This window comes from Cupriavidus necator (genome assembly GCF_016127575.1).
Lineage (GTDB): Bacteria > Pseudomonadota > Gammaproteobacteria > Burkholderiales > Burkholderiaceae > Cupriavidus > Cupriavidus necator_D.
In genome coordinates this window covers 2,921,476-2,942,890 of the sequence record NZ_CP066018.1, presented here as the reverse complement: position 1 = coordinate 2,942,890, position 21,415 = coordinate 2,921,476, and the positions used below count along the sequence as shown (strand labels likewise).

At 63.0% G+C, this 21,415-nt stretch carries 18 protein-coding genes, 1 tRNA gene and 1 pseudogene; 4 read left to right on the top strand and 16 right to left on the bottom strand.

Features of this window, described 5'->3' with window-relative positions:
* Nucleotides 1-19 precede the first annotated feature (19 nt).
* Complete coding sequence (locus I6H87_RS13770; protein ID WP_011615643.1) at nucleotides 20-1,921, bottom strand: extracellular solute-binding protein; 1,902 nt, start codon at nucleotides 1,919-1,921, stop codon at nucleotides 20-22.
* A gap of 210 nt (nucleotides 1,922-2,131) precedes the next feature.
* Here I6H87_RS13770 and fabI point away from each other — a divergent pair, with 210 nt between their 5' ends.
* Nucleotides 2,132-2,920 (top strand): enoyl-ACP reductase FabI, encoded by a 789-nt coding sequence (gene fabI, locus I6H87_RS13765; protein WP_010814278.1) that lies wholly within the window; start codon nucleotides 2,132-2,134, stop codon nucleotides 2,918-2,920.
* 103 nt (nucleotides 2,921-3,023) lie between these two features.
* On the opposite strand, the gene I6H87_RS13760 is transcribed toward fabI, so the two are convergent.
* From I6H87_RS13760 to I6H87_RS34700, 3 genes are all read right to left on the bottom strand, one after another.
* The gene (locus I6H87_RS13760) at nucleotides 3,024-4,274 is read right to left on the bottom strand and encodes an MFS transporter (RefSeq protein ID WP_010814279.1); all 1,251 of its coding nucleotides are present in this window, start codon (nucleotides 4,272-4,274) and stop codon (nucleotides 3,024-3,026) included.
* A gap of 160 nt (nucleotides 4,275-4,434) precedes the next feature.
* The gene (locus I6H87_RS13755) at nucleotides 4,435-4,605 is read right to left on the bottom strand and encodes a hypothetical protein (protein ID WP_010814280.1); all 171 of its coding nucleotides are present in this window, start codon (nucleotides 4,603-4,605) and stop codon (nucleotides 4,435-4,437) included.
* A complete protein-coding gene (locus I6H87_RS34700; RefSeq protein ID WP_013957262.1) occupies nucleotides 4,602-4,736 on the bottom strand; it encodes a hypothetical protein in 135 nt (44 codons plus the stop codon). The genes I6H87_RS13755 and I6H87_RS34700 overlap by 4 nt, the downstream gene beginning before the upstream one ends.
* A 225-nt stretch (nucleotides 4,737-4,961) precedes the next feature.
* On the opposite strand from I6H87_RS34700, the gene I6H87_RS13750 reads away from it, so the two are divergent.
* A complete protein-coding gene (locus I6H87_RS13750) occupies nucleotides 4,962-5,213 on the top strand; it encodes a DUF1488 family protein (protein ID WP_010814281.1) in 252 nt (83 codons plus the stop codon).
* A 271-nt stretch (nucleotides 5,214-5,484) separates the two neighbouring features.
* On the opposite strand, the gene I6H87_RS13745 is transcribed toward I6H87_RS13750, so the two are convergent.
* The 7 genes from I6H87_RS13745 to I6H87_RS13715 form a co-directional block, all read right to left on the bottom strand.
* Nucleotides 5,485-5,934, bottom strand: coding sequence for a potassium channel family protein (locus tag I6H87_RS13745; RefSeq protein WP_011615644.1), 450 nt, complete (start codon nucleotides 5,932-5,934; stop codon nucleotides 5,485-5,487).
* Nucleotides 5,935-5,945: 11 nt separating this feature from the next.
* Entirely contained in the window at nucleotides 5,946-6,995 is a 1,050-nt protein-coding gene (locus I6H87_RS13740; RefSeq protein ID WP_011615645.1) for a DUF2955 domain-containing protein, read from the bottom strand.
* On the bottom strand, nucleotides 6,985-8,112 hold the full coding sequence (locus I6H87_RS13735) for an HlyD family secretion protein (protein ID WP_041687443.1): 1,128 nt from the start codon (nucleotides 8,110-8,112) through the stop codon (nucleotides 6,985-6,987). The genes I6H87_RS13740 and I6H87_RS13735 overlap by 11 nt, the downstream gene beginning before the upstream one ends.
* Before the next feature lie 20 nt (nucleotides 8,113-8,132).
* Complete coding sequence (locus tag I6H87_RS13730) at nucleotides 8,133-9,677, bottom strand: efflux transporter outer membrane subunit (protein ID WP_010814285.1); 1,545 nt, start codon at nucleotides 9,675-9,677, stop codon at nucleotides 8,133-8,135.
* Nucleotides 9,678-9,695: 18 nt separating this feature from the next.
* A complete protein-coding gene (locus I6H87_RS13725; protein ID WP_010814286.1) occupies nucleotides 9,696-10,799 on the bottom strand; it encodes an AI-2E family transporter in 1,104 nt (367 codons plus the stop codon).
* Between the two features lie 775 nt (nucleotides 10,800-11,574).
* Nucleotides 11,575-13,614: a 4-oxalomesaconate tautomerase gene (locus I6H87_RS13720; protein WP_011615647.1), complete on the bottom strand. Its 2,040-nt coding sequence runs from the start codon at nucleotides 13,612-13,614 to the stop codon at nucleotides 11,575-11,577.
* Nucleotide 13,615: 1 nt separating this feature from the next.
* A complete protein-coding gene (locus I6H87_RS13715; protein WP_011615648.1) occupies nucleotides 13,616-14,587 on the bottom strand; it encodes a Bug family tripartite tricarboxylate transporter substrate binding protein in 972 nt (323 codons plus the stop codon).
* Nucleotides 14,588-14,731: 144 nt separating this feature from the next.
* On the opposite strand from I6H87_RS13715, the gene I6H87_RS13710 reads away from it, so the two are divergent.
* Entirely contained in the window at nucleotides 14,732-15,661 is a 930-nt protein-coding gene (locus I6H87_RS13710; RefSeq protein ID WP_010814292.1) for a LysR family transcriptional regulator, read from the top strand.
* 75 nt (nucleotides 15,662-15,736) lie between these two features.
* Here the strand turns inward: I6H87_RS13710 and I6H87_RS13705 are convergent, their stop codons facing one another.
* The 4 genes from I6H87_RS13705 to I6H87_RS13690 all read right to left on the bottom strand — a co-directional run bounded on the left by I6H87_RS13705 (nucleotide 15,737) and on the right by I6H87_RS13690 (nucleotide 20,415).
* Nucleotides 15,737-17,083: a class-II fumarase/aspartase family protein gene (locus I6H87_RS13705; protein WP_011615649.1), complete on the bottom strand. Its 1,347-nt coding sequence runs from the start codon at nucleotides 17,081-17,083 to the stop codon at nucleotides 15,737-15,739.
* 47 nt (nucleotides 17,084-17,130) lie between these two features.
* Nucleotides 17,131-18,321 (bottom strand): CaiB/BaiF CoA transferase family protein, encoded by a 1,191-nt coding sequence (locus I6H87_RS13700; protein WP_011615650.1) that lies wholly within the window; start codon nucleotides 18,319-18,321, stop codon nucleotides 17,131-17,133.
* A gap of 22 nt (nucleotides 18,322-18,343) precedes the next feature.
* On the bottom strand, nucleotides 18,344-19,204 hold the full coding sequence (locus I6H87_RS13695) for an HTD2 family dehydratase (RefSeq protein WP_011615651.1): 861 nt from the start codon (nucleotides 19,202-19,204) through the stop codon (nucleotides 18,344-18,346).
* 137 nt (nucleotides 19,205-19,341) lie between these two features.
* Nucleotides 19,342-20,415: a porin gene (locus I6H87_RS13690; RefSeq protein WP_010814296.1), complete on the bottom strand. Its 1,074-nt coding sequence runs from the start codon at nucleotides 20,413-20,415 to the stop codon at nucleotides 19,342-19,344.
* 417 nt (nucleotides 20,416-20,832) lie between these two features.
* On the opposite strand from I6H87_RS13690, the pseudogene I6H87_RS13685 reads away from it, so the two are divergent.
* Nucleotides 20,833-21,159, top strand: a pseudogene (locus I6H87_RS13685) (gamma-glutamyltransferase); the annotation flags it as partial.
* Nucleotides 21,160-21,319: 160 nt separating this feature from the next.
* Here I6H87_RS13685 and I6H87_RS13680 read toward each other — a convergent pair.
* A tRNA-Arg gene (locus I6H87_RS13680) sits at nucleotides 21,320-21,396 on the bottom strand.
* Between the last annotated feature and the right edge of the window lie 19 nt (nucleotides 21,397-21,415).

The following is a 21,415-nucleotide window of genomic DNA, read 5'->3' as shown; positions in this document are numbered from 1 at the left end:
CTTGTTCGCGGCGGGCGCGTCAGCGTGCCTGCGGCTGCAGGTCCGTGCGCCACCATTGGCTCAGGATCCAGCCTTCGGCCGTGTAGTAATAGGGAAGGCGCTCCGGGTAGGCCAGCGTCTTGCGGTAGGACACGCGGTGCGATGCGCTGTACCAGTTCGGCACGATGTAGTAGCCATGCATCAGCACCCGGTCCAGCGCCCGCCCGGCGGTGACCAGTTCCTGCCGGGTATGGGCGTGCAAGACGTTATCCACCAGCTTGTCGACCACGGGCGACTTCAGCCCGAACAGGTTGTCCGAGCCCGGCGTGCCGGCCGCCTCGCTGGAAAAGCGGTCGCGCAGCTCGTTGCCGGGGCTTTGCGAGTCGGGAAAGCGGATCGACACCATGTCGAAGTCGAAATCCTCCAGCCGCTTCTGGTACAGCGCAAAGTCCGTGGTGCGCTGGTTCACCTGGATACCAAGCTTCTCCAGGTTGCGCACATAGGTGGTGATGACGCGGCTCATGGCGCCGCCGTCGTCGAGGAACTCGAACACCAGCGTCTCGCCCTTGGCGTTGCGCAGCGCGCCATCCGTATAGGTCCAGCCGGCCTGGGCCAGCAGGCGCCGTGCCTGGCGCAGGTTGTCGCGCAGCGAACGCGGCGCCGCAGTGCTGGGCTGGACCACGTCCGGGCCGAACACCTCCGGCGGCAATTCCGCACGCAGCGGCTCAAGCAACGCCAGCTCGCCCGGGCTGGGTCGGCCATCGAAGGTGGCGCTGGCGGCCAGCTCGCTGTTGGAGAACCAGCTGTCCAGCCGCCTGTAGGCGCCGTAGAACAACTGCCGGTTCAGCCATTCGAAGTCCAGCGCAAGGATCAGGGCCTGGCGCACGCGCACGTCCTGGAACACCGGCTTGCGCATATTCATCACGAAGCCCTGCATGCCTGCACCGTTGCGGTGCGGGAACTCGGTCTTCAGCAGCTCGCCGTTGCGAAAGCGGGTGCCCTGGTAGCTCTTGGCCCAGTTCTTGGCCTTGTATTCGACGATGGCGTCGAACTCCCCTGCCTTGAATGCCTCGAGCTTGGCGGTCTCGTCCTTGTACAGGCGGTAGGCCACGCGCGCGAAATTGAAGGTGCCGCGGCGCACCGCGAGATCCTTGCCCCAGTACTTCGGGTCGCGCTGGAAGATGATGCCGCGGCCGGCGTCATAGCGCTCGATCAGGTAGGGGCCACTGGTGACCGGCGGCTCGAAGGTCAGCTTCTCGAACGGAACCTTGGCCGTCCATTTCTTCGAGAACACCGGCAGCGAGCCTACGATCAGCGGCAGCTCGCGGTTGCGCTGCTTGAATTCGAAGCGCACTGTGCGCTCGCCGGCGACGATCACCGCCTTCACATCGGTACACATGCTGCGATAGCCCGGACTCGAGGCCTTGCTCATCAGCATGTCATAAGAATATTTGACATCCGACGCCAGCACCGGGTCGCCATTGGAGAAGCGCGCCTGGGGCCGGATGGTGAACGTGACCGACAGCTCGTCCGGCGCCACCGTGACATCCTCGGCGAGCAAGCCATAGGCGCTCGCGCTCTCGTCGGCGCTGCTGATCAGCAGCGACTCGAACATCAGCGCGTTCAGGCCGGGCGCCGACGTGCCCTTCAGCGTGAACGGATTGAACTTGTCGAAACTGGTGCGCCGGTCCGGATTGGCGAGTGTCAGCGTGCCGCCGGCGGGTGCATTGGGATTGGCATAGTCGAAATGCCGGAAATCCGCCTGGTACTTCAGGTCCCCGTGCAGCGCGAAGCCATGCGCCGCCAGCGCCGGATTTGAAAAGAGAGAGACCCCCGCCGCCAGCGCCATCGCCAGCCCGCTTGCGACCCAACCGCGCAGTACCGCATCCCGCCGGAAGCACTGCCATGCCGCCTGAAGCGGCCAACGTGCTTGAATAGGCATCCCGTTGGATTCCTCCACTATGACCTGTGGGGCCCGGCATTCTGCGGCCGGGCCAAGTATGAGACAATTTTACATGCGTCGGGGGTGGCGCCAGCCATCCGGACATTCCCTCTGCGCGGCGCAATAAAAACGGCCGCAAGACAGCAAAGCACGCGCACGGCCGCACGGCGGACGCACGAAGCGTGCCTGATACACCACCTTGGAGAACTTATGGGATTTCTGGCAGGTAAGCGGATCCTGATCACCGGCTTGCTCTCTAACCGGTCGATCGCCTATGGCATCGCGTCGGCGTGCAAACGCGAAGGCGCCGAACTGGCCTTCACCTATGTCGGCGAACGGTTCAAGGACCGGATCAGCGACTTTGCCAAGGAATTCGGCAGCGACCTGGTGTTCGAATGCGACGTCGGCAGCGACGAGCAGATCGCCGCGACCTTCGCCGCGCTGGGCCAGCGCTGGGATAAGTTCGACGGCCTGGTGCACTCGATCGGCTTCGCGCCGCGCGAGGCGATCGCCGGCGACTTCCTGGAAGGCCTGTCGCGCGAAGGTTTCCGCATCGCCCATGACATCTCCGCCTACAGCTTCCCGGCGCTGGCCAAGGCCGCGCTGCCGCTGCTATCGGACAAGGCCTCGCTGCTGACGCTGACCTACCTGGGCGCAGAGCGCGTGGTTCCCAACTACAACACCATGGGCCTGGCCAAGGCCTCGCTGGAAGCCAGCGTGCGCTACCTGGCCTCGTCGGTCGGTCCGCGTGGCATCCGCGCCAACGGCATCTCCGCCGGCCCGATCAAGACCCTGGCCGCCTCGGGCATCAAGGGCTTCGGCAAGCTGCTCGGCCACTTCGAGCAGGCCGCGCCGCTGCGCCGCAACGTCACCATCGAAGAAGTCGGCAACGTGGCCGCCTTCCTGCTGTCCGACCTGGCCAGCGGCGTGACCGGTGAGATCACCTATGTCGACGGCGGCTTCAACGTGGTCGGCGCCAGCGTCGCGGACGCAGAGTAAGCCCGTCCCGCCAGCGGACCGCGGATGAAAAAGGGGTGCCCGATGAGGCACCCCTTTTTTGTTCCTTGCAGACCTGCGCGCGCACCCACCAGGTCCGCCTGCATCACGCCTGCGCCGCGACTGGCGCGCCCTGCCGGCCCATGCTCAGCATCGACCACGCATAGACCACCAGGCCGCCCAGCGCCAGCAGCAGGCCGACCCAGCCGGTGGACTCCCAGCCGTAGCCGGCGGCAATGGTCACCCCGCCCAGCCACGCGCCGAGCGCGTTGGCCATGTTGAAGGCCGAGTGGTTGAGGGCCGCGGCCAGCGTCTGCGCGTCGCCGGAGACATCCATCAGCCGGATCTGCAAGGCCGGGCCCAGTGCCACCGTGGTGCCCACCAGCAGCACATTGATGGCAGCCAGCCAGGGATGCGACGCGGTCAAGGCGAAGGCGCCCAGCACCAGCGCCGCCCACACCAGCACGCCGCCGATGGTCGGCATCAATGCCTTGTCGGCCAGCTTCGCGCCGGCAAGGTTGCCCGCCACCGTGCCGATGCCGAACAAGGCCAGCACCACCGGGATACCCGCCGCCGGCATATGCGCCAGCTCGAGCATGGTCGGCTTGATATAGCTGAACACCGAGAACATGCCGCCGAAGCCGATCGCACCGATACCGAGCGTCAGCCAGACCTGCTTGCGCTTGAGCGCCGACAGCTCGCGCAGCGGGCTGGCACGCCGGTCGGCCGGCACGAACGGGACCCACCGCCACACCAGCAGCGCCGTCAGTGCACCGAGGGCACCGACAATCACGAAGGCCGAGCGCCAGCCCAGCCAGGTGCCGACCGTGGCGGCGATCGGCACGCCCACCAGCGTGGCAGTGGTCAGGCCCAGCATCACCAGCCCCACCGCCTGCGCGCGCCGTTCGCGCGGGACCAGGCTGGCGGCCACCAGCGCCGCCACGCCAAAGTACGTGCCATGCGGAAAACCCGTGAGCAGGCGCGCCACCATCATCGACAGATAGGAAGGCGCCAGCGCGCTGGCGATATTGCCGGCGGCAAACACCGCCATCAGCGCGATCAGCAGGTTGCGCCGCGGCCAGCGCGCGCCCAGCACCGCCAGCAGCGGCGCGCCGATGACCACGCCCAGCGCATAGGCGCTGATCAGGTGGCCGGCTTGCGGGATGGAGATGGCGAGGTCGCTGGCGGCATCGGGCAGCAGGCCCATGATGACGAATTCGCCGGTGCCGATGCCGAAGCTGCCGACCCCGAGCGCCAGCAGCGGCAGGCGGCCGGATGGATTGCTATCGCGGAAAGAAACGGAAGTGTCTGCGCCGCGGACGGGATCCGCGGCGGAATGTGCATGTGGGGCGGCCATGTACAGGATTGCAGGATGTTCAACAAAATGCCGCCCGCTGACGGGCGAGGTCAGTGCCCTCGCCTCTGATCGATCCAGCGTGCTCCTGTGCGGCGCGCAGGCTGTATTGTGCGGCAAAACCGCAAATCTTGCCCGCGCCGGCCTGACTGGCCGGCGTTGCTTACTTGGTCACGTGGACCAGCCGGTGCCACCAGTACCGAAGCGAGTGCTTCGCTATGCCGAACACCGGCTTGTGGTGGATGCCCACCCGGATGATGTAGCCGTAGACCCCGACCAACGCGGCCAGGAACACAAGGGACCAGACGACCCCTGCACTGTCGGTCTCAGTCATTTCTTCTTCTTGGCGACCTCATCGTGCCCGCGAAACTGGACCGTGCTGAAGGGTGAGGCCGGCACGGATGGCTTTTTCGGTTGCTTGGGTTTCTTGGCTTCGCGGCTGCTGCGTAGTTGACTCTTGGCCATGATGGGCTCCTGAATGGCTTGCCTGGAGATAATGGCAATCCCAGCATACGCGCTAAATCGCCGGCGAAGGAAATATCTTTCGCGAAGAACGCGCCATGCGCTCCAGCAGGCCGCAGGGACACATGCCCAGCTTGCGGGAAACAGGCGCATACTGGGGGCGGCAGCACCGGCTGGCGCCAGCAAGCCCAACACGCACGGCGTACCGTGACCGGACAGGAGTCTGCAATGGCACTGAATTTTCCCAATCCCAGCCGCAGCTACGATGCGGCGCGGCACTGCGTTTGCTTCTGGGGCTACGACAACGCGCGCGAAGTGGCCTTTCAGGTCACTGACGAAATCCTTCTGCGCCTGAGCCACCAGGGTGCCGCGGAAGAATCCGCCCTTCTCGCCACCTTCGACCATCATCGGGACCAGATCCTGCAACTGGCCAGGGACCTCTACAACCCCGGGGAACGTACCACCTACACGATTTCCTGACCGGGAAAACGCAGCGCGGCGGTGGGGCCAGGCCTGTGCCTGGCCCCACCGCCGCGCTGCTTTGTGGCGCCCGCTATGCTTGCTCGCCGTGCAATCATCAGAGTTTCCCTGGATCGTTGAATGGCGAGTGCAGCCGGCCGAAGAGTCGCCCGCGGCGGGCCAGCTTTCGCAGAGATCGGGATGCATCGATTGCCCGACCCCGCCCGCGATTCGGCATCCGATATTAGAACCGTCCCAGTCCCGGCCCGGGCTGCGCCCGACGCCCCCATCCCTATGGCCCCTCGTCCTGCCGCAGCTTGGCCGGGTTGCGCTTGATCACGTCCAGCACCGCCGCGGTCATCACTGCGGTGGAGACGCCGAACATCAGGATGCCGTTGGCCGCCTCGAGCGGCCCCAGCAAGCGCCGGGCTTCGGACATGACGATATCGCCGTAGCCCAGCGTGGCGAAGTTCACGCCCGAGTGATAGAGCGCGGTGGCGAAATCGCCGAACTCGCCCAACAGCATGAACAAGACGGCCCAGATCGCCATCTGCACGAAGTTGCCGAGCAACATCAGCACCATCACGACCGACAACAGCAGGATGTCCTGCCCGAGCGATTCGCGGCCTTGCCGGACATGCTTGAAGCGCACGTAGTAGCGCAGGCAGATAGCCACGAAGACCGCCTGCAGCAGCAGGCAGAGCAGCATTACGGGAAGGCCGATCAGCAGGTTGCTCAGCATGACCGGCCTCTTCAGCGGGCATGCCGTCGTGCGCCGCGCGGCTGGTCGAGCAGCTCGATCATCAGCCAGGCATACAGCGTGACGCCGACAAACAGGCCCATGCGCACGGCGAAGGCGGTATAGACATCCTTCCCGGCCGCGCTGTCCTGCACGGACTGGCCCAGCAGGATGATCAGCGTCACCAGAGTGTTCACCCAGAAGCCTGGCGGGTACCGCGACGGGCTGAGGCCATACAGCTTGCGCGCCGCCAGCAGGCCAAACAGCAGCATCCACAGGAAGTACATCCACAAATGCACGAACAGGCTGAGTGCGCACCAGAACAGGATGGCCAGCACGCCACCGAACAAGGTCGAGCCAAGCAGTTCGCGCCCGGCGCCGCGTGCCGTGGTGGTGCAGCTTTGCCGGCCGAGGCTGACCGCTTTCATGATGATCGGGATGTACGCGGCCGGGTCGTTCAGCGCCAGCAGGAAGGCCGGCATCACCACCAGCGCCGCACGCAGCGCAATCCAGGCGGCCTGGTCATCCGGCAAGGCCTTGGCCGCAGGCCGCGCCTGCGCGCCGGCCGGTTCGGGAAAGAGCCAGTGGCAAAGTGCCAGCACCACGACCGCGACGAGCAGCCCCTTGACCAGGGCACCGATGACCATGACCGCCAGCCCGAAATCGAAGGTGCCCGCCGCCGAGATCATGGTCAGGCCGATCACCAGGAAGGTGGAGACCAGGTTGTTGCCGCCGCGCAGTCCGTAGCTAAAGGCCAGGAACAGGCACAGGCCGATCATCAGCACGCCGCTGACGGGGTAGTAGCGCAGCATGGGGATCAGCAGCAGGCCAGTGCCGGTGGTCAGCATCACGACCAGCACCAGGCCCAGCCCGGCCTTGGGCGACACCGGCTGGTTGACGCTGGCCAGCAGGAACACGCCGAGCACCGGCGCGAGCATGGGGATCGGCAGGCCCAGGCCGAAGCTGGCCGCCAGGCACAGCGCGGTGCCGCTCGCCACGCGCAGCGAACGCTGGGCGCGTGGATCGCGCGCGGGCATCGGCAGCACCGGGCTGTCAGTAGACATAGGAAAGCCAGCTCATCAGGTACAGGAATACACGGCCGAGCGGATTGAGCGGGTTGCCCTGGGTGGGAAACGCCATGACCTCGGCCTGCCCGCCCACGCGAATGCCGCGCATCGAGGCGAGTTCGCCCTGGGCAATCTCGACCACCACCGGGAAGCGTTGCGCCGGACGCAGCCAGTCTCGGCTGTTCTGCACCGTCGGCAAGCTGCCCGGCGGCGTGCTCGGGCCGACGTTGACGCCATAGCCGACACTGCGCACCCGGCCCTCAAAGATCCTGCCCGGCAGCGCATCCAGCACGATGGCAACCGGCGTGCCGGGCTCGACACGGCCCAGGTTGTTCTCGGTCATCTCCGCGCTGATCCACAGATCGTGGATCGCGATCAGCGTCATGACCGGATTGCCGGCCGCGGCAAACTGGCCGGCATCGGTGCGCAGGTCGGTGACCAGCCCGGCGGCGCGCGCCCGCACCTGCGTATTGGCGAGATCCAGTTCGGCCTTTTCCAGGGCAGTGGCGGCGCTGCGCAGCTTGGCGTTCTCTTCCTCGCTGCCCCCCTGCTGTTCGCGCGCACGCTGGACCTCGGCCTTGGCGGCGGCGACCTGGCTGACAGCCTGCTCGAGGCTGGCGCGCGCCACCTCCAGACGGCGCAGGGAAATGGTGCCGGGATCATCGCTGTACAGGCGCTCCAGGCGGTCCCTGTCCTGGCGCGCCTTGAGCTCGTTGGCGCGTGCTGCGCGCAGCGATGCCTGCGCCGATTCGATGCCCGCGGTGCTGGCGCCGATCTGCCGGCGTGTCGACTCCAGATCGGCGCGGGCGCGGTCCACGGCAATCTTGTAGTGCTGGGGATCCACCTCGAACAGGACAGTGCCTGCCGCGACGTCCTGGTTGTTGCGCACATGCACCTTGGTCACACGCCCGGACACTTCCGCCGCAACCGGCACCACGAAAGCCTGTACCCGCGCCTGCTGCGTGTACGGGGTCAACCGGTCGGCAAACAGGTACCAGGTCAGGCTGATGACGATCAGCAAGAGCACCCAGCGCACGCCCTTCCTTGCCGGGTCGGCGGCGGGCGGCGGTGCGCTGGGCGCTGGGGCTGCGGTGGGTTGCGGGGCATCGCTCATCGGCACTCGCTCAGGGAGATCTACCTCTGCTTCACTGGGAGGCTGGCACCGGCGGACGGCGGGCCCGGTTCATCCAGCAGGTTCCCCCAGTCGGTGCGTTGCTGCATCTGCTGACGGGTGGCCGGGTCCACCAGTGGCTGCTCGCTGTGCCAGCTGCCGCCGAGGGCCTTGTACAAGGCGATCAGGTTGCTGACGGCATTGCTGCGGTTGACCAGGTAGGCGTCCTGCTGGGTGGCCAGCGCACGCTGAGCATCCAGCACGCGCTGGAAGTCCGAGTAGCCTTCGCGGTAGAGCGCGTTGGCCAGCGTCAGCGAACGCCTGGCGGCCAGCGCGCTGTCGCGCAGGATCTGCTCGCGATCCAGCGCCTTGATCAGGGCACTGGCGGCATCGTCGGCCTCGCGCGCCGCCTGCCGCACGGCATCCTGGTAGGCGACGATCAGCTGCTGCAGGCGGGCGTCCTGCACGCGCACGGTGTTCTTGATGCGGCCGTAGTCGAACACGCTCCAGCGCAGGCTGGGGCCACCGATCAGGGCCAGGCTGTTGGGCGTGCCGGCCAGCGTGCTGGCGGACCAGACAATGCTGCCCAGCAACGTCAGCGACGGATAGAGATCGGCTTCGGCCACGCCGATCAGCGCCGATTGCGCGGCAATCTGCAGCTCGGCGGCGCGAATATCCGGACGGCGCAACAACAGGCTGGCAGGCACATCCTGCAGTACCGCGCGATCGATCAGTGGAATCACCCCTTCCTTGCCCACCAGTTCCGGCAGCTCCGGCAACGGGCCTGGCGGGCGGCCCATCAGCACCGCCAGGGCATTGCGGGTGCGCATGATCTGGCTTTCAAATTCAGGAATGCTGCTCAGGGTGCCCAGGTACTGCGTCTTCGCTTGCTGCAGGTCGAGCTCGTCGGTCTCGCCACTCTTGAACAGCCGCTCGGTGATCTCAAGGCTGCGCTTTTGCAGCGCTGCGTTGTCGCGGGCGATGCGCAGCCGTGCCTCGGCCGTGCGCAGCGCAAAGTAGGTCTCAGCCACCTGGGCGCGCAGCAGCACCAGCACATCGTCGCGGTTGGCTCGGGCGGCAAAATAGACAGCATCGGCAGATTCGATGGCGCGGCTGAAGCGGCCCCAGAAATCGAGTTCCCAGCCGATGTCGAAGCCCGCGCTGTATTGCCAGAAGCGGCTGTTCTGCGGGTTCAGGCCGCCGGCCTGCCGGCGGTCCGTGTACAGGGCATCGGCACTGGCCTGCTGCAGTTGCGGGAAGCGCCCGCTCTGGGCAATGCCCAGTTGGGCGCGCGCTTCCATCACGCGCAGGCCGGCAATCCGCAGGCTGGCATTGTGCGCGTCGGCTTCGGCGACCAGGCGTTCGAGCGTCGGGTCGGCAAAGACCTGCCACCACTCGCGGATGTCGGGCTGGGCCCGCTGCTCGGTCGCCTGCTCAAGCGCCGGGCTGTGCCACTGCTGCGTCCAGGGCGCATGCTGCGGCTGGAAATCCGGCCCCAGGCGCGCGCAGCCGCCAAGGCAACAGGCGCAGGCCAGCAATGCGCGCAGCGGATGATTCCAGCGCGACATGCGTGACCCCGGACCACTTCAGGTCTGTTGCTGGTTGCCGGGATCCGCTTGCGGCGGCGGGTCTTCCACCCATTGCCAGAACAGCTGATACCCGACCGCAAGCACCACCGGACCGATAAACAGGCCGATCACGCCGCCTGTCACCATGCCGCCCAGGGCACCGATCAATACCACCGGCATCGGCACATCGACGCCGCGCCCGAGCAGCAGTGGCTTGAGCACGTTGTCGGCCAGTCCCGCCACGAAGACATAGATGGCGAAGACGATAGTGGCAACGCTGGCACCTTCCGTGGCAAAGACATAGATGATCACCGGCACCGTGATCAGCGTTGCCGGCAACTGCGCGATGCCCAGCAGCAGCACGGCCATGGCCAGCACGCCCGCGGCAGGAACCCCCTTGATCACAAAACCTATGCCGATCAGCAGCATCTGGATGAAGGCGATGCCGACCACGCCCTGCGCCACAGCACGGATGGTCGCGGTGCATAGCGTGGCGATGCGCTGGCCCCGCTCCAGGCCGAAAATGCGCGAGGCAATCTGCACGGTGCTGCGGTTGCCGGCCTCGCCGTAGGCCATGAAGATGCCCCCGATAATCAGCGCGAAGACGAAGATCAGCAGCCCCTTGCCGATGCCGGCGGCTGCGGCCAGCACGGCCAGGCTGATTTCCTTGATCTGAGGCGCCAGCGTCTGCACCACGCTGGCCAGGTCCGAGGCGGCTTGCAGCCAGAGGTCATACAGGCGCTGGCCAACCAGCGGCCAGCTGGCGACCGACTCATGCGGTGGCGGAATATGAATGCCTTCGCTCTTGACGATGGCGATCGCATTCTCCATCGAGTCGATCATGGCGGCGCCCAGCAGGTAGGCTGGCAGCGCAATGATGGCGATGGCGGCCAGCACGATCAGCGTGGCGGCGCGGCCGTCCTTGTTGCCCAGCCTGCGCCTGAGCCTGACCTGGAGCGGGTAGATGGTCACCGCCAGGATCACGGACCAGACAATGAGATCGAGGAAGGGGCGGAATATCCGGAAGCAGAAGATTGCCAGCACCGCGATCAGCCCGGCACGGATCAGCACATCGAGTAGTCCGCGGGACAGCGCTCTCTCTGAAGTGGGCGTGGGCAACATCGCTTGTCTCCCTGCAGATCACCGCAAAGGTACCGGATCGGCGGCCTCACCGCCGCGCATTCGCCAAGCCAGGTTAAGTACCGGTCTCTTGGGCAGGTGAAATCCAGTCTAGACGAGTGGCCGCGCCGGGACAACCTCAAAACGTATGCCAATCGCTACATTGGCCGACTAGTATTGGGGGAGTTGCAGCACGCCGACCCGCCCGGTCCGGTTCGTCCTGCAGTCGCCGCGGGGGACCTATTGCCAGATCGCCGACCTCAGCCTTGGCCGTCATTTCGATGCTGCTTCTGCTTGCCGCCTGCGCCTCCCGGCCAGTCAATCCGACGAGCGCGCACGCGGACCAGGGTGCCGGCTATCGCTTCTTCACGCGCCCCCAGTATTCGGCGGACAACGAAAACCTGGTCATCCTCGCCTTCTCAGGGGGCGGTACGCGCGCGGCGGCATTGCCCATATTGCGACGATCGAGTCAGTGCAAGGCCCCCCACGTAATGCGGGGAGCCTGGCCGGAAATCCCTTCATCAACTCTTGCAGGTCTGCCGAAATCATTGCCGACTTCCTTCGAGCCGACACGGAACCCGGCTGATATGCAGTTGCAAGACTGTAGGCAGTCCTTGGCCGGCTCATCACAGCGATGGTCGAGCATGGCGGCCGTCCATAACCGGTTCTGTTGTCCCAAAGTATCTCCGTTTTCGCAGGCAGGCGAACCCCAACAATCGAGCGTGCGCCGGTTGCAGGCACCACATCGGTTACCGACCGCTACCTCTTACGAAGTAATTTAGCAGGGCTCCAGAAACTGTTGCACCGGGTCACCGTCGATCGACGACGGCGCAAGACCTGACACCCTAACAATGCGCTGCCAGCGCTCTAGTTCAGTCTCCACCCGTCTTGCGAGAAGTTCGGAACCGCCCGGCTCGGGGGCTGCGCCGTAGCTCTCGAAGCCCTCTTTGACCTCTGGATCCCGTAGGACTGCAGCCAAGGCGCCATTGAGCTGCTCCACCATCGTGGCAGCAGTTCCCGCCGGGGCAAACAGACCATACCACTGAGTCAATTCCATGCCCCTCACGCCCAACTCCGCAAGCGTCGGTACTTCTGGCAGCACTGGCAGACGTTTGGGTCCGGCGACTGCCAGTGCTCGCAACTGACCGGCACCCACCGGCCGATACGCTGTCAGCAGGCTCGCGAACATAACCTGTGTCCGTCCATCAATGGTCGACGCGATGGCAGGCGCTGCGCCCTCGAAGGTAGTACTGCGCATCGAAGTGCCAGTGGCCAGTTGGAAAAGCTCTGCGGCAAAGTGCGGCGGTGTACCGTCCCCTGCGGACGCGTAGCGAAACCTTCCAGGCTCGCGCTTCATGTGGGCGACCAGCGTACCCAGGTCAAGCGGCGTCTGCATTGGATTCGCCACCAACAATATCGGTGACGATCCTATAAGCCCGACCGGAGAAAAAGACGAAACCGGATCATACCCAACAGGTTGCAGGGCCGGATTCATTGAATGAGTTCCAATATAGCCGAGCAAGAGCGTCTGACCATCGGGTACTGCCCGCGCCACGTACTCGCAGGCGATGCCGCCGTTGGCACCGGGACGGTTATCGATGATGACGTCATGCCCCAGCAGTCGCCCAAGCCTGGGACCAATAAGATGTGCCACAAGATCGTTGCCGCCTCCGGCACGGGTTGGTACGATGATCCGCAATGAATGCCGAGCCGAGGCCTGCTTTACTCGGCTGCCTTCCGGCCGCGAGAAGACATATTCGGGCAGATGGAGCTGACCTTCTATGATCTTGCGTGCCGTTCGAACGAGAGCCGCTCTTGTTACAGTAGCCGCATCGCCCTCCCCCTCCAATTCCACCTCCACTTCGATCCGTCCCGCTGGGTGCAAGACGACAAGTGCGTGGCGGCCGGGCAATCGGGTCAATTGGCTAGCAACCGTCCCAGGTAAGGCGAATGCGCTGGCAACGCCGATGGCGCCGGTGACTGCATGCGACGCATGACATTTGCGGGGCGTAAAGTAGCGCGACGTAATGCTTTCCGGCGAATCGCCGGGGCTGACCAGGACTGGCTTTGGAATAACGCTGTCCGAGACGTCGCCCAGCCCCATCAACTGCCCAGCCTGCAAGCGCAGCGCTTCCAGACGCGCAAGCAGTATCGGATCATTGTCGAGCGTGGCCGGCGCCTCGCGTCCACTGACACCGAGGTCGCGTGCCCGGACGAGCATCAATGGCATCGCCGCATCGATACAAGTCACTTCGATGCCGTCAATCAGGTCAACGCGGTTGCCCGTCGGAAAGACCTTTCCGGTCACTGCGCCCCACGCATCGACGAAATCGAGCAAGATTGGTGACCCAGTGCCCGCAACGCCATCGATTCGAGTGTCGCCGTCATAGGTGACCCGCCCATTAGGCGTGCGGACCGTCACATCGATTCGCGAGCCTGTATTGACGTTGTGAACGCGCACGCGGGTTGAGCCGAGTTGGGCTGCAACCAGGCCTTGCTCGATCGCAAAGGGTGCGACTCCGGAAAGCATATTGCCGCAGTTGGGCCGGGTGTCCACCGAGGAGTTACCCACTCCTACCTGTACGAACAGGTAGTCAAGGTCACAGCCGGGTTGCGTGGATCGCGAAACAATCGCCACCTTGCTGTTCAGCGTGCTACCGCCGCCCACCCCGTCCAGTTGAAGCGGGTCGGAGGCACCGATGGCACCGATCAACGCCTGGTCGCGAGCCTCTACGCTTTCGGGCAGCCACTCCCGCAGAAAGAACGGCCCGCGCGAGGTGCCGGCTCGCATCAGCACGCAAGGTATTGTCTTGCTCATCTCAGTCCGCCTTCAGTTTTGCCGCCTGAACTACTTTCTTCCACTTGACCTGTTCCTCCTGAATAAATGTTCGCATCTGGGCCGTGGACATGGTCGTAACCTCTGCGCCTTGTCCCTCCAAACGCTGGACAACGGCTTTATCCTTCAACGCCTGGTTTAATGCCTTGTTCAATGCTTCTACAACGGGGGCTGGTGTGTTCGCGGGGGCGAAGATGGCATACCACTGGGAAACATCAACGTCGTCGATCCCTTGTTCCTTCAGCGTGGGCAACTCTGGCATCAGCGAAGAGCGCTTGCTGCCTGCAATCCCGACCGCCTTCAGCTTGCCGTTCTTCAACTGGGGCATGGCGGTGAAAAGACTCGGAAACATCACTTGTGTCTGCCCGGCAACTGTGTCGTTAATCGCCGGAGCTGACCCCTTATACGGCACATGAAGCATCTCGGTGCCGGTCGAGAGTTTGAACATCTCCGCGGCAAAATGCGGAGCGGTTCCATTGCCCGCCGACGCGTAACTGATCTTTCCTGGCGTTGCTTTGAGTAGCGTCACGACTCCCTTGGCATCGTTGGCCTTCAGGTTTGGATTGACGACCATCACGGTTGCCGAAGAACCCACCATGCCAACGGGCACAAAATCCTTAACGGGATCGTACCGAAGCTTCTGCAGCGCAGGGTTCATGGCATGTGTCGCCACGTAGCCGAGTAGCAACGTGTAGCCGTCCGGTGGGGCACGCATGACAAACTCACTGGCAATCGCGCCGTTCGCCCCCGCTTTGTTGTCGACCACGATTGTCTGATTGAGAATGGTCGACATTGCCTGGCCAACTACCCGCGCCATGGCGTCATTAGCGCCTCCCGCTGCGGTGGGCACTACCAGCGAAATTCTCTTGTCAGGGAACGCACCAAAGGCGCTGACGCTGCCAAGTGATACCGCGATCGCAATGCTGCAAAGTAAAAGTCGCTTCGATGATTGCATCTGTCTGCTCCGTATGATGTGGTTTTTTGGTCGGCCTACTGGAGCCGTCTGGTCATGTTCGTGGTTTCCCTTCTTTTAGTGAATTGAATTTTTAGGATCAATTGATGCACAATGCGCATCAGTGATGACGCTCGGGAAAGTGCAATGACCATCAACTTCAACCTCAATGATTTGCAGGCGTTTCGTGCCGTTGCCGAACTGAATAGCTTCCGCAAGGCGGCTACCTCCCTGAACGTCTCACAGCCGGCCTTTAGCCGTCGCATAGACAAGCTTGAAGAGGCCTTGGGAGTGCGCTTACTCGACCGCACCACCCGCCGGGTTAGCCTTACGACCGTCGGCCGGGATTTCGACCGAAAGGTAAAGGAGATACTTGACGAACTGGATCAGGCACTGCTGGGCATACGCGGAGTGACAACGACGCGGATGGGGGAAGTGACTATTGCTTGCGTACCGTCGACGGTTTATTACTTCTTGCCGCAAGTCATCTCGCGTTACCACGCGCAGTATCCGAAGATTCGGGTAAAGATTCTGGATGCCAGCGCAAACGAGGTACTGTCAGCGGTGTCGCGCAGTGAAGCAGATTTCGGGATCGATTTCGTGGGAGGCCAAGAGCCAGACATTGAATTCAGGCCCTTGCTGGAGGAACGGTTCGTTGCGGCCTGCCGTCGCGATCATCCACTCGCGGAGCGACGGCAAGTGACCTGGGCAGACCTCGCCGAATATGACTACATCTCGGTCAGCAAAGCTTCCGGCAACCGGCTGCTCCTCGATCAGGCGCTTTCGAACGTGTCACGATTGCCGCAGAGTATCTACGAGACGCAGCACGTCACCACGACCTTGGGCTTGGTCGAAGCCGGGCTTGGCATCGCAGCGGTGCCATCCATCGCCATGCCAGGTCCAGATCATCCGCTTCTAGTTAGTGTCCCACTAACCGACCCGGTCGTGACGCGCAAAATTGGGTTAATACGCCGCAAGAGCCGATCCTTAACACCTGCCGCGCAGCAGCTCTATGACTTCCTTTGCGAAACACGACCAAGACGTGGCGCGCCCGCCGGCAAACGGCGTGGCAAATAATCGCCCCGCGGACCGACCTTGGCGCGCCGACGGCTCACGGACGGCAGGCCGGCATGCTCTTCTTGGCAGTGCGTCTTAGCGCCGGCTAGCCAGTACCCTGTCGACCATTACGCCGGCTTGGCCAAGATTGTTGCGTGGATCGCACATGGCCTCGAGTTGTGCGCGTGACACGTGGCTGCTTACTTCCGGATGTGCCGCGAGGATGTCGATCAAGGGTCGGTTGTTGGCAATGGCCTCGCGGCAAAGGTCATAGACCAGATCGTGCGCATACTCGCGCCCAATATATGGACCCAGGCCCATCATCACCGCCTCAGACATAACTAGCCCGTTTGTCATGTCGATATTCGCGCGCATGCGAGCCGCGTCCACTTCCAAGCCCTGCAACACGAACTTCGCCTGCTTCAGGGCACCGGAAATCAGGCAAAAAATCTCCGGTAGGGATACCCATTCGATCTCCCACGGGCCTGTTGAACGCTCGTGATCAGCCACCATCGCATCCATCAGGGCCGCCGCGTGCTGCCGTGCAACCGAGATGTTGGCGTGGATGTACAGGCACGAAATCGGGTTGCGCTTCTGCGGCATGGTCGATGAAGAGCCGCGCCCCGGCGCAAAGGGTTCGAACACCTCGGCAACTTCGGTCTGCATCATGAGCTTCACGTCCATGGCGATCTTGCCGAGCGAGCCGCCGACGAGTCCGAGAAACGCGCCCACTTCGGCAATCGTATCGCGCACCGTGTGCCAGGAGATCAGTGGCTGCGCCAGCCCAAGTTCCTTCATCAACGCAGCCTGTGTTTCCATGGCTCCCGTCTGCAACGAGGAAAGCGTACCGGATGCGCCGCCGAACTCACCCATTAGCACTCGCGGCTTCAACTGCTGTAGCCGCTCGCGGTGGCGCTCGATGCCAGCAAGGATGCTGGCCATCTTGTAGCCGAACGTAATAGGGGTGGCTTGCTGCAGGTTGGACCGACCGATCACCGGCGTGTCGCGGTACTGCTTCGCCAGCGTCGCAAGCGCGTCAGCGATGTCGTCGAGATCCGACTCGATCAGTGCCAGGCCCTCGCGCATCTGCAACACCGCCGCTGTGTCGGTAATGTCCTGGGTGGTGGCACCCCAATGGCAGAATTCGCCAAGCCCATCCCGGCAGTTCGCGTTGATCTGGTTGACCACCGCGATAATCGGATATCCGATCTGTTCAGTCTTTGCCTTGAGCCTAACCCAGTCAATTTGGGAAAGTTCGCAATTCTTGACGATCTCGTCGGCCGCTTCCTGCGGGATGATGCCAAGCTCACCTTGCACTTTTGCCAATGCTCGCTCGATGTCCAGGTATTTAGCCGTGCGGTTTTCATCGGACCACACTTCGCGCATGCGCGCGTCGCTAAACATGTCGCCAAAAATGCGGGAATCAATGATGGTGGAAGCCATAGGTTATGTCTCCGTTAGGTCACATGTATGGTGCGCTAGGCCAGGCGTTACACAACGCTATCAGCGCGCATCACGGCGATTTCGTCGGAGGCGTATCCAAGCTCCGCGAGAATTGTGTCGGTGTGCTGACCAAGTGCCGGTATCGGATCCATACGCGGCCCTTCGTTCCAGGTTCCTGGGGGCAAGAGAGCCGGCAGCATGCCCTTGGGCGAGTCGACTTCAGTCCAGCGGCCGCGCGCCTTGAGTTGAGCATGCTCCCACACCCCCTGCATGTCATTGACACTGGCATTCGCGATCTGGGCCAACTCCAATCGCTGCACCACTTGGGCACCGGTTAGAGGCAAAAAGGCATCTACGATGATCTGCCTCAGTGCAGTGCGCTCGGCCACGCGTCTCGAGTTTGAGCTAAAGCGGGGATCTTCGATCAGTTCGGGCCGCTGGAGCACTGTGTTGCAGAAGTTTGCCCATTCCCGCTCGTTCTGCAACCCCAACATTACTGTCGCCCCATCGCCAGCCGGAAACGGTCCATAGGGGTAGATTGTGGCGTGGCTTGCGCCCGTGCGCTGCGGCGGCTGTGCCCCATCAAAAGCGTAGTAGAGAGGGTAACTATTCCATTCCGCCAGCGCCTCTAGCATGGAGATGTCAATACGTTGCCCTCGGCCCGTCTGATTGCGTTGTAACAGAGCGGCCAGAATGTTTGTGTAGGCATACATGCCGGCGGCGATATCGGCAATGGAAGGCCCAGCCTTGCAAGGCACGTCAGGCGTCCCCGTCACGGACAGAAATCCGGCTTCGCTCTGAACGAGAAGGTCATAGGCCTTCTTGTCGCGGTATGGTCCAGGATTCTTCGGGTTGTCGCCATAGCCCGAAATATCACACACAATGATTTGGGGCTTTACGGCGGAAAGCGTTTCGTAGCCCAGACCAAGCCGTGCTGCGGCGCCTGGTGCGAGGTTCTGAACCACCACGTCCGCCTTTTCCTCAATCAGACGCTGTAATACGCCAGCCGCGGCCGGGTGCTTGACATCGAGCGTCAGGCTTTCCTTCGAGCGGTTTGTCCAGACGAAATGCGAGGCCAGGCCACGGACCCGCTCATCGTAACCACGGGCGAAATCGCCGACCCCAGGCCGCTCGATCTTAATAACTCGTGCACCCAGATCGGCAAGCTGCCGTGTGGCAAAAGGCGCCGCAATCGCGTGTTCAAATGTGACAACCGTGATGTCTTTGAGGGGTTGCATCAGGATCTTCCGTAAAGCGAAATCAGCGAAGGACTGCCGTGGCGTCCATGGTCAGCCAGCCCTCGTGGTCGGATGCCCACAAGCGAACTGTTTTGCCGTCAGACTGCGGTTGACCGCTGACCCGGAAGGGATGCAGGTCGAAGGTCGGGCGCACCGCACGGAATCGAAAGCTGGCGACCTCTGCCTGGGGCAATTCACGCCGCAGCAGATCCAGTAGCAACGTAGCGATCAGCGGGCCGTGGACAATCAAGCCGGGGTAGCCTTCGACCTCTGTCACGTAGCGACGGTCATAGTGGATGCGATGCCCATTGAAAGTCAGGGCCGAATAGCGGAACAGCAAGACGTCGTCCGGAACAATTTGGCGCTGCCAAGCCGCTTCCGCGGGCGCCGCTTGGGGCATGACAGGCGCCTCGCCCGACTGCTGTGCCTCTCGGTAAACGATGTCGTGAAACTCCACTAACGCCGGTTCCGCAGTACCGATGGCGCGGATCTCATGACGCACTCTTACAAATACTAACTTTCCGGTCCGCCCCTCCTTGCTTGTAACATCGTCGATGACGGAGGTGCGCTGGATCTTGTCGCCCACCCGAAGTGGATGGCGAAACTCGAATTGGCCGCCTGCCCACATGCGGCGGGGCAATGGCACAGGGGGTAGAAAGCCGCCGCGCTTGGCATGGCCATCGTGCCCAATTTCGCTTTGACGATGCATGGGTAAGAAATAAAGCCAATGCCACAGTGGCGGCAATGGAGTGCCTGCTGTCTGCGCTGCTGCGGGGTAATCCATCGTCGCACGCAGCGCTGCGATCGGCGCGGCAGTGACTGTGTCCTCCCACTGCTCGCTGCGTCCAATCCACGTCCTGGGGTCAACTGCCTGTTCGTCCACTGCTGGCTCCTTGCATTTGTGCTAGCCCGAATGCCGTTCACGCGCGGGACCAGCGGAGTTAGATCAATTCGAAGAATAGTTGGGCACATTGAAGCGCCGACGCACCAGTTAGCCGCCTGGCAGAACAATGGACCGCTCTAGAAGCGATGTCGCAAGCCGATGCCACCGCCGACTTTGCTGCCTTTCACTCCCATGAAGGTGGGCAGCGCATAGGCACCGTTGATGCGATTGAAATCAATTTCGGCGTAAATGTCAGTGCGCTTTGAAAGGTTGTAGTCCGCGACGCCGGTCACCATAATGCGGCTGCCGGAGGCATTGCGCTGGCGGTCGTAGTGCGACGCAACGGATAGCGTGAGAGCAGAGGTAGCCGCCACAGCGAAGCCGCCACTGAATACATCGTTTCGCGTCGGGCTCACATCGAATCGATTGTTTAGATAGCCGAAGGTTAGCTTGACTATCCCCCATTGATAGTTGCCACCCACGCCCCAGACTTTTCTCGACTCGGGCGTGGTTAGCGCGTTGGCCTGCTGCCAGAAGCCACCGACGTCCACCGGTCCCTGCTTATAGCCGAGAGTTGCGCCGTAACTAGAGCTCGGCTTCATATGACCCGACACTTCGCCAAAGGTGTAATACGCTCCCGCAGATAGCGCTCCCCATTGTCCGACGTATTTCGCCATGTTGTCTTGGCGCGGTCCCGTATAGCCGTTAAAGATGGTGACTGCGTCCAGATTGGGGTGACCGTTAGGCTGAAAGCGGGCGGTCGCATCGTAGCCGGTGGTGAATTGCCGGCCGAACGTTAGCCTACCGAAGCGCTCGTGGTTCAATCCGACCCATGCCTGCCTTCCAAACAAACGCCCCTGACCGCCGGTACTCTGCTGTCCATAGTTTGCCGTTGTGGTGCCTTGCTGCGATACGCCGGTCGAGGGATCAAAGCCACTCTCCAAATTGAAGATGGCGGACAATCCGCCTCCGAGCGCCTCGTTGCCCCGCATGCCCCAGCGTGAGCCGTTGAAATAGCCGTCGGTTAACGCAGCCAACTTATTGTCGCCCTGGTTATTGTTTGAGTAGCGAATGGTGGTATCGATGATGCCGTACAGGCTTACTCCGGACGAACTCTGTGCCTGAACAGTAGTAGTGATCGCAATTCCAAGGACCGCCCCGGCCGCCAACTTCCCGTTTAACCGACTTTTCCGTTCTTGTTCGATGCCCATCCTATCTCCCCATTTCGGCTTATTGTCGTCACCTCCCCCTGCCCCGCGAACGGGAAAGGCGAATTGATGCCAGTTTGCAGAGACAACTTGCAGAGGGGAATTGCAATGTTTCGATGAATTGATGCATTCCTTGCATCAAAACAGGAGGGATTGCTGCCACGTAGACGGCGCGAGAAGTTGCCGCCATTAATGGGCTGAAATGCGCGCAAGGCGGGGCGAGACGTGGCTAACAGTCACGACGGCCTCACATAAGCCTTTCGACGCACCCCCGGCGGTTTCCATCCAATCTCCGATTGCCAATCCGCATGTTTGGCATGCGTCGCCGACCGGCCAAAGGGCGGGTCACGTCGGGGCACTCGAAAACCTTCGCAAACGGGATGGGTCCTTTTGCGAGAGCTTCCCTGCAACACCGCCCCTATCGCACAGACCGCCGCCCCGCGCTATGCGCCCGTCATTGCAGATCCGGCCGTCTTGGCGCCGGCCACCACCGCGACAGCACAGGCCGCCAGCGCCGCCTACGAATTCGACATGGACGTGGACGTGTTCCACCCGGTGGTGGCGCGCAACGGCATGGTGGCGACGGAGCAGGAACCGGCCACGCGGATCGGCCTGGACATCCTGAAGGCTGGCGGCAACGCGGTGGACGCGGCGGTGGCGGTGGGCTTCGCGCACGCGGTAGCCCTACCCAATGCCGGCAATATCGGCGGAGGGGGCTTCATGGTGGTCCACGACGCGAAGAGAGGTCCGCCACGCTGGCGGCGTCGCGCAGCCGATAAAGTCGGCCACTGACCGTTCTGAGCTCCATGGCACTCGCATCGAAGGCCAGAATTGCCCGCAGATTGCCCACTGACGTGGGGCGCGCTTCGGCCTGCGCGGGCGACACCCCGCAAACCCTTGATTTCACTGGCGCGTCCTAGAGGATTCGAACCTCTGACCGCTCGCTTAGAAGGCGAGTGCTCTATCCAACTGAGCTAAGGACGCGAAGGCGGCATTCTACCGC

What these genes read in the sequence shown, in the direction of transcription:
- I6H87_RS13770 (WP_011615643.1), bottom strand. Translation starts at nt 1,921, where the DNA reads ATGCCTATTCAAGCACGTTGGCCGCTTCAGGCGGCATGGCAGTGCTTC.
- fabI (WP_010814278.1), top strand. Translation starts at nt 2,132, where the DNA reads ATGGGATTTCTGGCAGGTAAGCGGATCCTGATCACCGGCTTGCTCTCT.
- I6H87_RS13760 (WP_010814279.1), bottom strand. Translation starts at nt 4,274, where the DNA reads ATGGCCGCCCCACATGCACATTCCGCCGCGGATCCCGTCCGCGGCGCA.
- I6H87_RS13755 (WP_010814280.1), bottom strand. Translation starts at nt 4,605, where the DNA reads ATGACTGAGACCGACAGTGCAGGGGTCGTCTGGTCCCTTGTGTTCCTG.
- I6H87_RS34700 (WP_013957262.1), bottom strand. Translation starts at nt 4,736, where the DNA reads ATGGCCAAGAGTCAACTACGCAGCAGCCGCGAAGCCAAGAAACCCAAG.
- I6H87_RS13750 (WP_010814281.1), top strand. Translation starts at nt 4,962, where the DNA reads ATGGCACTGAATTTTCCCAATCCCAGCCGCAGCTACGATGCGGCGCGG.
- I6H87_RS13745 (WP_011615644.1), bottom strand. Translation starts at nt 5,934, where the DNA reads ATGCTGAGCAACCTGCTGATCGGCCTTCCCGTAATGCTGCTCTGCCTG.
- I6H87_RS13740 (WP_011615645.1), bottom strand. Translation starts at nt 6,995, where the DNA reads ATGTCTACTGACAGCCCGGTGCTGCCGATGCCCGCGCGCGATCCACGC.
- I6H87_RS13735 (WP_041687443.1), bottom strand. Translation starts at nt 8,112, where the DNA reads ATGAGCGATGCCCCGCAACCCACCGCAGCCCCAGCGCCCAGCGCACCG.
- I6H87_RS13730 (WP_010814285.1), bottom strand. Translation starts at nt 9,677, where the DNA reads ATGTCGCGCTGGAATCATCCGCTGCGCGCATTGCTGGCCTGCGCCTGT.
- I6H87_RS13725 (WP_010814286.1), bottom strand. Translation starts at nt 10,799, where the DNA reads ATGTTGCCCACGCCCACTTCAGAGAGAGCGCTGTCCCGCGGACTACTC.
- I6H87_RS13720 (WP_011615647.1), bottom strand. Translation starts at nt 13,614, where the DNA reads ATGAGCAAGACAATACCTTGCGTGCTGATGCGAGCCGGCACCTCGCGC.
- I6H87_RS13715 (WP_011615648.1), bottom strand. Translation starts at nt 14,587, where the DNA reads ATGCAATCATCGAAGCGACTTTTACTTTGCAGCATTGCGATCGCGGTA.
- I6H87_RS13710 (WP_010814292.1), top strand. Translation starts at nt 14,732, where the DNA reads ATGACCATCAACTTCAACCTCAATGATTTGCAGGCGTTTCGTGCCGTT.
- I6H87_RS13705 (WP_011615649.1), bottom strand. Translation starts at nt 17,083, where the DNA reads ATGGCTTCCACCATCATTGATTCCCGCATTTTTGGCGACATGTTTAGC.
- I6H87_RS13700 (WP_011615650.1), bottom strand. Translation starts at nt 18,321, where the DNA reads ATGCAACCCCTCAAAGACATCACGGTTGTCACATTTGAACACGCGATT.
- I6H87_RS13690 (WP_010814296.1), bottom strand. Translation starts at nt 20,415, where the DNA reads ATGGGCATCGAACAAGAACGGAAAAGTCGGTTAAACGGGAAGTTGGCG.